Source organism: Herbaspirillum sp. NPDC101397, from assembly GCF_044767325.1.
Lineage (GTDB): Bacteria > Pseudomonadota > Gammaproteobacteria > Burkholderiales > Burkholderiaceae_D > Herbaspirillum.
In genome coordinates, this window is sequence record NZ_JBIWNS010000010.1 from 95329 (window position 1) to 106640 (window position 11312).

At 62.4% G+C, this 11312-nt stretch carries 11 protein-coding genes; 9 read left to right on the forward strand and 2 right to left on the reverse strand.

Features of this window, described 5'->3' with window-relative positions:
* The first annotated feature begins 18 nt into the window (after positions 1-18).
* From mrdA to ACIROW_RS22170, 4 genes are all read left to right on the forward strand, one after another.
* Complete coding sequence (gene mrdA / locus ACIROW_RS22155) at positions 19-1959, forward strand: penicillin-binding protein 2 (RefSeq protein WP_402278928.1); 1941 nt, start codon at positions 19-21, stop codon at positions 1957-1959.
* A gap of 8 nt (positions 1960-1967) precedes the next feature.
* Positions 1968-3077 carry a rod shape-determining protein RodA gene (gene rodA, locus ACIROW_RS22160; RefSeq protein WP_402278929.1) on the forward strand — a complete coding sequence of 370 codons (1110 nt, stop codon included), beginning with the start codon at positions 1968-1970 and terminating at the stop codon, positions 3075-3077.
* A 129-nt stretch (positions 3078-3206) separates the two neighbouring features.
* Positions 3207-4283, forward strand: a complete 1077-nt coding sequence (locus ACIROW_RS22165; RefSeq protein ID WP_402278930.1) for a septal ring lytic transglycosylase RlpA family protein — start codon at positions 3207-3209, stop codon at positions 4281-4283.
* A gap of 31 nt (positions 4284-4314) precedes the next feature.
* Positions 4315-4647, forward strand: coding sequence for an SMR family transporter (locus tag ACIROW_RS22170; protein ID WP_016833797.1), 333 nt, complete (start codon positions 4315-4317; stop codon positions 4645-4647).
* Positions 4648-4664: 17 nt separating this feature from the next.
* Here the strand turns inward: ACIROW_RS22170 and rsmI are convergent, their stop codons facing one another.
* A complete protein-coding gene (gene rsmI / locus ACIROW_RS22175; protein ID WP_402278932.1) occupies positions 4665-5585 on the reverse strand; it encodes a 16S rRNA (cytidine(1402)-2'-O)-methyltransferase in 921 nt (306 codons plus the stop codon).
* Between the two features lie 11 nt (positions 5586-5596).
* Here rsmI and ACIROW_RS22180 point away from each other — a divergent pair, with 11 nt between their 5' ends.
* From ACIROW_RS22180 to ACIROW_RS22200, 5 genes are all read left to right on the forward strand, one after another.
* Positions 5597-6817 (forward strand): penicillin-binding protein activator, encoded by a 1221-nt coding sequence (locus ACIROW_RS22180; protein WP_402278934.1) that lies wholly within the window; start codon positions 5597-5599, stop codon positions 6815-6817.
* Between the two features lie 6 nt (positions 6818-6823).
* Complete coding sequence (locus ACIROW_RS22185; RefSeq protein WP_402278936.1) at positions 6824-7228, forward strand: YraN family protein; 405 nt, start codon at positions 6824-6826, stop codon at positions 7226-7228.
* Positions 7229-7391: 163 nt separating this feature from the next.
* Complete coding sequence (locus ACIROW_RS22190) at positions 7392-7988, forward strand: phosphoheptose isomerase (RefSeq protein WP_402278938.1); 597 nt, start codon at positions 7392-7394, stop codon at positions 7986-7988.
* Complete coding sequence (locus ACIROW_RS22195; RefSeq protein WP_402278939.1) at positions 7981-8643, forward strand: BON domain-containing protein; 663 nt, start codon at positions 7981-7983, stop codon at positions 8641-8643. The genes ACIROW_RS22190 and ACIROW_RS22195 overlap by 8 nt, the downstream gene beginning before the upstream one ends.
* Positions 8644-8852: 209 nt before the next feature.
* Entirely contained in the window at positions 8853-9377 is a 525-nt protein-coding gene (locus ACIROW_RS22200; RefSeq protein WP_402278972.1) for a peroxiredoxin family protein, read from the forward strand.
* Between the two features lie 119 nt (positions 9378-9496).
* On the opposite strand, the gene ACIROW_RS22205 is transcribed toward ACIROW_RS22200, so the two are convergent.
* Positions 9497-11203: a methyl-accepting chemotaxis protein gene (locus ACIROW_RS22205; RefSeq protein ID WP_402278941.1), complete on the reverse strand. Its 1707-nt coding sequence runs from the start codon at positions 11201-11203 to the stop codon at positions 9497-9499.
* Between the last annotated feature and the right edge of the window lie 109 nt (positions 11204-11312).

The window sequence follows — 11312 nt, forward strand, 5'->3', positions numbered from 1 at the left end:
GTCACAACACGCGCCGATATGACAGAGTTCAAAAACACCGAGCATGAACTGAAGCTCTTCCGGCTGCGCCTGTTCGCGGTCGCGGTGCTGGTGCTGGTGTGTTTCAGCCTGCTGATGGCGCGCTTCGTCTGGCTGCAGATCGTGCGCCACGACGCCTACGCCGCTCAGGCCGAAGAAAATCGCATTTCGGTGGTGCCCATCGTGCCCAATCGCGGCCTGATCCTGGACCGCAACGGCGTGGTGCTGGCGCGCAATTACTCCGCCTATACGCTCGAAATCACGCCCTCCAAGATCGCCGGCAGCCTCGACGATCTGGTTGATCAACTCAGTGCGTTGGTCGACATCCAGCCGAAGGACCGGCGCCGTTTCCGCAAGCTGCTGGAAGAATCCAAGAACTTCGAAAGCCTGCCGATCCGCACGCGCCTGACCGACGAAGAAGTGGCCAAGTTCACCGCGCAGCGTTACCGCTTCCCCGGCGTCGACATCCAGGCGCGCCTGTTCCGCCAATACCCGTACGGCAAAACCGCCGCGCACGTGATCGGTTACATCGGCCGCATCAGCCAGCGCGACGCCGACCGCATCTCCGACTCCGACGACGAAGCCAACTACAACGGCACCGACTACATCGGCAAGGAAGGCCTGGAGAAGAGCTACGAGACCCAGCTGCACGGCACTACCGGCTACGAAGAAGTCGAGATTTCCGCCGGCGGCCGCGCCGTGCGCACGCTTTCGCGTACGCCTGCGAGTCCAGGCCAGAACCTGATCCTGTCGATCGACATCGAGCTGCAAAAAGTGATCGAAGAAGCCTTCGGCGACCGCAAGGGCGCGCTGGTGGCGATCGATCCGGCCACCGGCGATATCCTCGCCTATGTCTCGCAGCCATCGTTCGATCCCAACGTTTTCGTCGAAGGTATCGACCAGCAGACCTGGGACGAGCTCAACAACTCACCCGATCGCCCGCTCATCAACCGCCCGCTGTCCGGCACCTATCCGCCCGGTTCGACCTACAAGCCGTTCATGGCGCTGGCCGCGCTGGAGCTGGGCAAGCGCAAGCCGGCCGACTCCATCCGCGACCCCGGCTTCTTCTGGCTCGGCAACCATAAATTCCGCGACGACAAAGAGGGCGGTCACGGCGTGGTCGACATGTACCGCTCGATCGTGGTCTCCTGCGACACCTACTACTACATGCTGGCCAACGACCTCGGCGTCGACGCCATCCACGATTTCATGAAGCCGTTCGGTTTCGGCCAGGTGACCGGCATCGACCTTGAACACGAACGCAAGGGCCTGCTGCCCTCCACGACATGGAAGCGCAACGCCTACCGCAAGCCGGAGCAGCGCAAGTGGTACGCCGGCGAAACCATCTCGCTGGGCATCGGCCAGGGCTACAACGCGTTCACGCCGATCCAGATGGCGCACGCCACCGCGACGCTGGCCAATAACGGCATCGTGATGAAGCCGCATCTGGTCAAGATGATCGAAGACGGCGTCACGCATGACCGCACCATCACCGTGCCCAAGGAAAGCTATCGCATTCCGCTGAAGCAGGAAAACATCGACGTCATCAAGCAGGCCATGGTCGGCGTCAACAAGGAAGGCACCGGTGCGCGCGTGTTCGCCGGCGCGGAATACACCTCGGCCGGCAAGAGCGGCACCGCGCAGGTGGTCTCGATCAAGAAGAACGAGAAGTACGACGCCAAGCGCCTGGCCACGCACTTGCTGGACAATGCCTTGTTCACGGCGTTCGCCCCGGCCGACAAACCGCGCATTGCGCTGTCGGTCATCGTCGAAAACGGTGGCTGGGGCGCCGAAGCCGCTGCACCGCTGGCGCGCAAGGCGATCGACTTCTACCTGCTTGGCAAACGTCCCGGGGACAAGGCCAAGGCTGCGGCCGCCAAGGATAGCGAAGCCACCTCACAACCCGCAACGGACGCGGTCGGCAACGATCTCAGGGACTGAACAATACTATGAGTCTCCATCGACCACCTTTGTGGCAAATCATCAAACCGCATCTGGCGGTGTTCGACGGCGCCTTGTCGCTGATCATCTTTCTGATCATGTCGGTCGGCATCGTCACGCTGTATTCGGCCGGCATGAATTTCCCCGGCCGTGTCGAAGACCAGTTGCGCAATATTCTGGTTGCCTTCATCGTCATGTGGATCGCAGCCAATGTCTCGCCGCAGACGCTGTTGCGGTTTGCGGTGCCGATTTACACCGTCGGCGTGACACTGCTGATTGCCGTGGCGGTGTTCGGCATCGTCAAGAAAGGCTCGCGGCGCTGGCTCAACATCGGCATGGTGGTGCAGCCGTCGGAAGTCATGAAAATCGCCATGCCGCTGATGCTGGCCTGGTACTTCCAGAAGCGCGAAGGCATGATCCGCTGGCCGGTGTTCCTGATCGCAGGCTTGCTGCTGGCGGTGCCGGTCGGCCTGATCATTCGCCAGCCCGATCTCGGCACCGGCGTGCTGGTGCTGGCGGCGGGCTTCTATGTGATCTTCTTCGCGGGCCTGTCGTGGAAAGTGCTGACTGGCCTGGCTATAGCGGGCGCCGCCAGCCTGCCGGTGATCTGGTCGGTCTTGCACGACTACCAGCGCCAGCGCGTGATGATGCTGATCGACCCGACTTCCGATCCGCTCGGCAAAGGCTTCCATATCATCCAGTCGACCATCGCCATCGGTTCCGGCGGCGTCACCGGCAAGGGCTGGCTGATGGGCACGCAGACCCATCTGGAATTCATCCCCGAGCGCACCACCGACTTCATTTTCTCGGTGTTCTCCGAAGAGTTCGGCCTGATCGGCAACACCATCCTGGTAGTGCTGTACCTGCTGTTGATCGGCCGCGGCCTGATGATCACGGCGAACGCACCAACGCTGTTTACGCGTTTGCTGGGCGGCTCCATCACGATGATTTTCTTCACCTACGCCTTCGTTAACATGGGCATGGTCAGCGGCATCCTGCCGGTGGTCGGCGTGCCGTTGCCGTTCATGAGCTACGGCGGCACCGCGCTGGTGACGCTGGGACTGGGAGCGGGCATCCTGATGAGTATCCAGCGCCATCGCAAACTGGTGCAAACCTGACAACCCGGCCGGCGACCTGATTTTGTAACGGCCGGTGGGCGCAGCGGGCATTTCCACGTAGCATCGTGGATACTCTGGTATCGTTGCGCTCGAAGTCACACAACAATACAAGCTCAGGGAACATTGCAAATGCGGGATTTTCTTGTCTCGACGCCGCGCGTGATGCGCTGGTTGTCCTTATTGGCGCCGCTGGCGCTGGCGGCGTGCAGCAGCGCGCCGCCACTCAATCCGTCGCCGTCGGCGACGTCGAGCCCGACACCGGTGGCGCGCAGCGCCAACGGCAAGCCATTGCCGGCGCTGCCTGCTGCGGGCTCCGGCCGCGGCGGCTATTACAAGGACGACGGTCCGGGCGACCAGCCGCCGGAAGGCTTGCTCGAGACTCCTGACGCCGAACCACGCGTCGAGCCGTATTCGAAATCGGCGCTGCGTCCGTACACTGTCTTCGGCAAGACCTACACCCCCATCAGCGATAACCGTCCGTTCAAGCAACGCGGCATCGGCAGCTGGTACGGCAAGAAATTCCACGGCCAGAAGACATCATCGGGCGAGCTCTACGACATGTACAAGATGTCGGCCGCGCATCCGACGTTGCCGATCCCGTCCTATGCGCGCGTCACCAACCTCAAGACCGGCGCGCAGGTGATCGTGCGGATCAACGACCGCGGACCGTTCCATTCCACGCGCATCATCGACTTGTCCTATACCGCAGCGCTCAAGCTGGGCTACCTGTCGTCCGGCAGCAGCGAACTGGAAGTCGAGCGCCTGCTGCCAGATGAAATCACGCGCATGGCCGAGAACAAGCGCAATGGCATTCCGGATACCGCCGCCGCCGCGCCTGTGGCAGAACCTGTATCGGTCGGCAGTGTGGCGCCACCCGGACAGATCATGCCGGTGGCGATGACGACTGCGCCGGCGGTCGCGGCCTTTTCCTCTTCACCAGCCTCAGCCTCAGCTCCCGCAGGCGCAGCGCTGGCCAGCGGTTTCTACCTGCAGTTCGGCGCCTATGCGCAGGAAGCCAACGCCCTGGCTGCGCGCGACAAGCTGATGCAAGGCCTCGGCGGCGCTGTTGAGAAAATGGAAACGGTCGTCGTCAACGGTCTGTATCGCTTGTACGCCGGCCCTTACGCTACTCGCCCGGCGGCCATGGACGCCGCCCAGGTGGTGCGTCAACGCAGCAGCGTGACGCCGTTCGTGGTCGAACGCTGATTCGCTTCAACTCACGTTACAGGACAGACACATGCATCCCTATTTATTGCTGGGCATCGCCATCGTGGCCGAAGTCATTGCCACCTCCGCCCTGCGCGCGGCCGAAGGGTTTACCCGCCTGCTGCCGTCGATCATGGTGGTGATCGGCTATGCGGTGGCTTTTCTGTGTCTGTCGCTGACGTTGAAATCGATCCCGGTCGGCATCGTCTACGCGATCTGGTCGGGGTTGGGGATTGTGCTGATTTCGGTGGTGGCGTACTTCCTGTACGGCCAATCGCTGGACCTGCCCGCCATCATCGGCATGGCATTGATCCTGGTCGGCGTGGTCGTGCTCAACCTGTTTTCAAAATCGACCGTGCACTGAGATCAGTGCACGGGGCGTCACGTCGACGCTTCACCCGCATCCTTGATCTGAAGAGCGCGCTCATAGAGCGCGTTTTTCTTTTGGCCGGTGATTTGCGCGGCCAATCCGGCCGCCTGCTTCAGCGGCAATTCTTCCAGCAGGATACGCAACACGCGTTCGGCTTCAGCGTCGTTGTCGTCGCCGGCCGCTGGTGCGCCTTCCACCAGCACCACGAACTCGCCGCGCTGTCGGTTGGCATCCTCGGCCAGCCAGGCCGGCGCTTCGGCCAGCGGGCAACGGTGCACGGTTTCAAACAGCTTGGTCAGTTCGCGTCCCAGGACGACGTGGCGCTCGGGACCGAAGGCCAGCCGCAGCGCATCGATGGTCTCGACGATGCGATGCGGCGCTTCATAGAACACCAGCGTGGCCGTATCACCCGCCAGTTTTTGCAGTGCATGTTCGCGCTGTTTTGATTTATTTGGCAAGAAGCCGACGAAGCGGAAAGCATCGTTGACCAGTCCGCTCGCCGACAGCGCCGTCACCGCCGCCGATGCGCCCGGCAGCGGTACTACCCGCAGTCCCGCCGCGCGTACGGCCTCGACGATGCGCGCGCCCGGATCCGACACCGCCGGCGTTCCGGCGTCCGACACCAAGGCGATGCGCTGGCCCTGCTGCAGGCGCGCGATGATCTTCTCGGCGGCCTCGCGCTCGTTGTGCTCGTGCGCCGCGATCAGCGTCTGGCTGATGCCGTAGCGCGTAAGCAGGTGGCTGGTGTTGCGGGTGTCTTCGCAGGCGACCGCGTCGGCGATGGCCAGGACGTGCAAAGCGCGCAACGTCACATCGCAAACATTTCCGATGGGCGTGGCCAGCACATATAATGCCGACTCAGGATACGTCTGCTGCGCGGCCTCGCTCAGGACTGACGACGCGGCTGCCGCGCTGGAGTTGGGGTGACTCATTGGAGAAAATAATGTTGGGAAAATGGGCGAAAGTCATCTTGCAGACTGTCATGCTGAGCGGATTGTGCGCTTCCGTGCAGGCAAATACAACCGTTGCGGAAAATGCCCCGGCTGAACCGGCGCCGCTCGCACAAAGCGACAACGCGCCGCCACCCAAACGCCTGGCGCTGCTGCTGCCGCTGCGCTCCAGCGTATTCGGCGCCGCCGCCGATGCGGTGCGCACCGGTTTCCTGACCGCCTCCGAACGCACGCGCGACAATCTCGTCATCACCATCATCGAAACCGGCGACTCGGTGCAGGACGTCCTGAGCGCGTACAACGACGCCGCCGTCAAGTACGACATCATCGTCGGCCCGCTGGCGCGCAGCGCCGTGACCGCGCTGGCGCAATCGAACAATATCGTCAAGCCGACCATCGCGCTGGCGCAGCCGGATCTTCCCGACGGCGCCGATCAGCGCCTGCCGCGCCAACTGCTGCTGATGGGTTTGTCGATCGAGGATGAAGCGCGCCAGGTCGCGGCCTGGACCGAACGCGTCAAGACGCCCGGCAAGATCTTTTCGATCTCCACCAACATCGCCTGGCAACGCCGCGCCGCCAAGGCCTTCACACAGCAGGCCCGGCAGATCGGTCTGACGGTCGACAATCTGGAACTGAGCGTGCCCAACAATGCGCTCAGCGCCAGTGGCCTGGCGCAACTCGGTCAGCGCATCCAGGCGGAAAAACCGGCGCTGCTGTTCGTCGCACTCGATGCCGCGCAGACTATCCAGCTGCGCAGCGCCATCGGCAACGAGATTCCACTTTATGGCACTTCCCAGCTCAATCCCCTGACGCTGGCGACGGCGACGGCAGCAATCAATGCGGCAGCGAAAGCGGCCGCCACCAACACCGCACCGCCGGCCAACGACAGCCGTTTGCCCGAGCTTGACGGCGTGCACCTGGTCGACATGCCGTGGCAATTGCAGGCCGACCATGCCGCTGTGGCGGCGTATCCGCGCTCGGTCGCCAATATCGACGGCAAGCCCAACGCCGACCTTGAGCGTCTGTACGCGCTCGGCATCGACGCCTTCCGGGTCGCCAGTGAAATCGCCGCGCAGCACTCCGGCTTCGACATCGATGGCGTGACCGGCCAGATCAACGTCAACATGGGCGCCGGCGCCACCTATTTCCAACGCAAGGAAACCCAGGCCGTCTACCAGGACGGCATCGCGGTGCCGGTGGCCAACCAGCGCTGAGCGCGCATGGCCTTGTTCGACCGGCTGCGCGGCAAGGCCGACACCGCTCCGCGCACCAGCAAGCAAGTCAGCGGCGACGCCGCCGAGGATGCCGCGCTGGCGTTCCTGCAAGGCGAGGGGCTGCGCCAGGTCGAGCGCAACTTCCGCTGCAAGGGTGGCGAAATCGATCTCATCATGCAGGATGGCGACACGCTGGTGTTCGTCGAGGTGCGCAAGCGCAGCAAGGACAGCTACGGCGGCGCACTGGCCAGCGTCACACGCGCCAAGCAGCGCCGCCTGATCGTTGCGGCCCAGATTTTCCTGCAACGCTACCGCATGCCGCCGGCTTGCCGCTTTGACGTGATCGGCTACGACCACGATCGCATGCACTGGCTGAAAAATGCCGTGGAAGCAAGTCCGGACGCCTATTGATACGCTTCTTCGCCGCTTGCATCGGCGGAGCCGCCGCCCAACTACACTATAATTGCCGGGCTTATTGGCACTGTCTGCCGCGGCCTGCCGGTTCCAGGCCGGCAACCCGGGCGGACGCGCCAGACAATGTCGCTCTTCATGCATCGTTAAATTTACTCGCACCATGACCAATCAACGTATCCTTTCGCATTTCCAGGAAAGCGCCGAACTCAAGATCCACGCCGGCGCCGTGCTGGCGCAGCCGATCGAGCAGGCGATTGAACTTATGTTCACGGCGCTGTCGAATGGCAACAAGATTCTTGCCTGCGGCAACGGCGGTTCGGCAGCGGACTGTCAGCATTTCGCCGCTGAACTGGTCGGTCGTTTTGAACGCGAGCGCCTGCCGCTGCCGGCGCTGGCATTGACGACGGACACTTCGATCCTGACCGCAGTCGGCAACGACTACAGCTACCTGGAAATCTTCTCGAAGCAGGTCCAGGCCTTCGGCCAGGCCGGCGACGTGTTGCTGGCTTTCTCCACCTCGGGCAATTCCGGCAATGTGCTGGCGGCGATCGAGGTCGCTCAGGAACGCGACATGCGCGTGGTGGCGCTGACCGGCAAGGGCGGTGGCGCCATCGGCAAGAAACTGACCGATGCCGATGTGCATATTTGTGTGCCGCATGACCGTACCGCGCGCATCCAGGAAGTACATCTGCTGACTTTACATTGTATTTGCGACGGTATCGATGTCGCGCTCTTTGGAGGTGATGTGTATGAATGATGTCAAGGCTGGCTGGACCACGTTGTTGAAGTTGCGCCGTCCGCTGGCGGCCGCCGCCGTATGCGGCATGCTGGCAATCGGTTTGCAGGGCTGCTTCGGCGTACTGGCCGGCGGTTTGCTGGCCGGCACTTTTGCCGCTACCGATCGCCGCACGCTGGGCGCGCAGACCGAGGACAAGTCCATCGTGGTCAAGGGCGAAGCGAACATCCCCGGCGTCGTGCCGCAGGGCTCCCACGTCAACGTCACCAGCTTCAACCGCAAGGTCCTGCTGAGCGGCGAGGTGCCTGACGAAGCATCCAAGGCCGCCGCCGAACGTGAAATCAAGAGCTTGCCCGGCGTTGAGACCGTCTACAATGAACTCGCCATTTCCGGTTCGTCCAACTTCTCGGCGCGTTCCGGCGATGCGCTCGTGACCAGCAAGGTGCTGGCCAGCCTGGTTGACGCCAAGGATCTGTATTCCAGCGCATTCAAGGTCACTACCGAACGCGGCATCGTCTACATGATGGGACGCGTGACGGAACGCGAAGGCAAGCGTGGGGCGGATATCGCCAGCGGCGTGAGCGGCGTGCAAAAGGTCGTGACGCTGTACGAATACATCTCGGAAGAAGAACTCAAGCAGTATTCCCGCCAGGCGCCGCCGGATCCGGCCAAGTAAGCTGAGCCCGCCGCAGGGCAAGTCTCTGCAGCAGGCCGGAGCCGCCGGGTCCGTGATTATTCATGGCCCGGCGGCTTTTTCATGGCGCGTCTATAATGTGTTGATCGACTGATGTTTCCGGATGGCTGACACATGCTTCATGTTGTCGCCTTGTCATCCGGCAATACCGCTACGGAAAGAACATGGAAGCCAAAAACGCCACTTCATCAATGCCCGCAGCCGCTGCCGCGCCCCGTCGTCGCCTCGGCCTCAAGCTGGGCGGACTGGCCGTCGTCGCCGCCGTCGCCCTGTTCGGCTACAGTTCGCTGTCGGCGCGCAACGCCGCTCCGGACGTCACCTTCGTCAAGCTGGACGGTCAAAAGGTCGCACTCAAGGACTTGCGCGGCAAGGTCGTGATGGTCAACTTCTGGGCCACCAGCTGCACTACCTGCATCGGCGAAATGCCGCAGATGATTTCGACCTACAACAAGTACAAGGACCAGGGCCTGGACTTCGTCGCCGTCGCCATGAGCTACGATCCGCCGAACTACGTCCTCAACTACACCGAGACCCGCAAGCTGCCGTTCAAGGTTGCGCTTGATCCGCAAGACACGCTGGCCAAGGCCTTCGGCGACGTCAAGCTGACCCCGACCACCTTCGTCATCGGCAAGGATGGCAGCATCCTCAAGCGCTATGTCGGCGAGCCGCAGTTCGCCGAACTGCATCAGCTGCTGGAAAAGGCGCTGGCCGCCTGAGGCAGGTATCTGGTTCAGCAACAAAAAACGCCGGCTGCATGCCGGCGTTTTTCATGGGGCTTCCAGATCTGAGTACTCTCAGCCGAATTTCTAGCTGAATCTCGAGTTGAACATCACCATCAGAACTGTTCCCAGTCCCCTTCCGATGCCTTGGCGGGGACCTGCGCCGGCGCCTGCTTCAGCTTGGGTGTATCCGCTTTCAGTACGCGCGCGCGCATCGTTGCAGCCGGCTTGCGCTGCGGCGTGATATCGACGGTGCGCAGCGCCGGCTTGACCGCCACGCCGGTATTATCCAGCTTGAACACGCTGACCACCTGGGTCAGCGTACTGGCCTGATCCTGCAGCGATTGCGCTGCCGCTGCGGCCTGCTCCACCAGTGCGGCGTTCTGCTGCGTGGTTTCATCCATCTGCGTGATGGCGCGGTTGACCTGCTCGATGCCGTCGCTCTGTTCCTGACTGGCCGAACTGATTTCGCCGACGATGTCGGTCACGCGTTTGACGCTGGCGACCACTTCGGTCATGGTGGCGCCGGCCTGTTCGACCAGCCTGCTGCCGGAACCTACCTTTTCCACCGAGTCGTCGATCAGCGCCTTGATTTCCTTCGCCGCCGCCGCCGAGCGCTGCGCCAGGCTGCGCACTTCCGATGCCACCACCGCAAAGCCGCGGCCCTGTTCACCGGCGCGCGCTGCTTCCACTGCGGCATTCAGCGCCAGGATGTTGGTCTGGAAGGCGATGCCGTCGATCACGCTGATGATGTCGACAATCTTCTTCGATGATTCATTGATCGCACCCATGGTATCGACCACCCGGCCCACCACGCTGCCGCCCTGCACCGCGACTTCGGATGCGGATACCGCGAGCTGGTTAGCCTGGCGTGCGTTGTCGGCGTTCTGCTTCACGGTCGAGGTCAGTTCTTCCATGGCCGAGGCGGTTTCTTCCAGCGCGCCGGCCTGGCTTTCGGTGCGCGCCGACAGGTCGAGATTGCCGCTGGCGATCTCGCTCGAGGCGGTGGCGATGGTGTCGGTGCCGCTGCGTACTTCGCCGACGATATTGAGCAGGTTGTCGTTCATGGTCTTGAGCGCCTGCAGCAACTTGCTGGTTTCATCCTTGCCGCTGCCGTCGATGTGCGAGGTCAGGTCGCCCGAGGCCACCGTCTCGGCGATGTTCACCGCCTGGTTGAGCGGACGCGTGATGCTCAGCGTCAGCAGCCAGCCGAGGAGCCCGCCGAGGATCAGTTCGATCATCCCCAGGCTGAGCAGCAGGGTGCGTCCCGATTGATAACTGTCGTTGATACGTTGCGCGGCCAGATTGATGATCTCGGTCTGGTAGTTGGCGTACTTCAATACGCTGCCGGAGTAATCGTCCATCATCTTGACCAACTTGGTGTTGGTCAGCTGTTTGGCTTCCTCTGCGTTTCCGGCTGCCTTCATCTTGAAAATATCTTCCCGCGCGGTGCGATAGGCGGTACGCAGCTTGCCGACTTCGTCGAACAGCTGTTTTTCTTCCGGTGACGAAATCGCCGCCTCCACCCGTTTCTGGGTATCGCTGACCTTCTTCGACTCGGCATCGATCTGGGTCTGGAAGTATTTCTGGAATTCGGCGTCGTCGCTGCGCATCACGGCGAAGGTGCGTACGCCGTTTTCCTTGATGGCGGCGTGCCATCGGGAGGCGTCGCGTTCTTTTTGCAGGGCATTTTTGACCATGTCGTCGGTGGCGTCGCCGATGCCTTGCAGGCGCCATACGCCGATACCCACCATGACCGCCATCAACATCAGCATCGCCACAAAACCGATACCGAGCCGTACACCTATCCTGTAGTTCTTCATGGCCGTCTCCTTTTCCCGTACTGCTTTTCATTTCCGCGCCGGTATGCGCGGGCGTTGAATTATTGTTATCGGTTCAGCGTATCACAGCGAAATGGCTTCAAATCGCAGG

What these genes read in the sequence shown, in the direction of transcription:
- mrdA (WP_402278928.1), top strand. Translation starts at nt 19, where the DNA reads ATGACAGAGTTCAAAAACACCGAGCATGAACTGAAGCTCTTCCGGCTG.
- rodA (WP_402278929.1), top strand. Translation starts at nt 1,968, where the DNA reads ATGAGTCTCCATCGACCACCTTTGTGGCAAATCATCAAACCGCATCTG.
- ACIROW_RS22165 (WP_402278930.1), top strand. Translation starts at nt 3,207, where the DNA reads ATGCGGGATTTTCTTGTCTCGACGCCGCGCGTGATGCGCTGGTTGTCC.
- ACIROW_RS22170 (WP_016833797.1), top strand. Translation starts at nt 4,315, where the DNA reads ATGCATCCCTATTTATTGCTGGGCATCGCCATCGTGGCCGAAGTCATT.
- rsmI (WP_402278932.1), bottom strand. Translation starts at nt 5,585, where the DNA reads ATGAGTCACCCCAACTCCAGCGCGGCAGCCGCGTCGTCAGTCCTGAGC.
- ACIROW_RS22180 (WP_402278934.1), top strand. Translation starts at nt 5,597, where the DNA reads ATGTTGGGAAAATGGGCGAAAGTCATCTTGCAGACTGTCATGCTGAGC.
- ACIROW_RS22185 (WP_402278936.1), top strand. Translation starts at nt 6,824, where the DNA reads ATGGCCTTGTTCGACCGGCTGCGCGGCAAGGCCGACACCGCTCCGCGC.
- ACIROW_RS22190 (WP_402278938.1), top strand. Translation starts at nt 7,392, where the DNA reads ATGACCAATCAACGTATCCTTTCGCATTTCCAGGAAAGCGCCGAACTC.
- ACIROW_RS22195 (WP_402278939.1), top strand. Translation starts at nt 7,981, where the DNA reads ATGAATGATGTCAAGGCTGGCTGGACCACGTTGTTGAAGTTGCGCCGT.
- ACIROW_RS22200 (WP_402278972.1), top strand. Translation starts at nt 8,853, where the DNA reads ATGCCCGCAGCCGCTGCCGCGCCCCGTCGTCGCCTCGGCCTCAAGCTG.
- ACIROW_RS22205 (WP_402278941.1), bottom strand. Translation starts at nt 11,203, where the DNA reads ATGAAGAACTACAGGATAGGTGTACGGCTCGGTATCGGTTTTGTGGCG.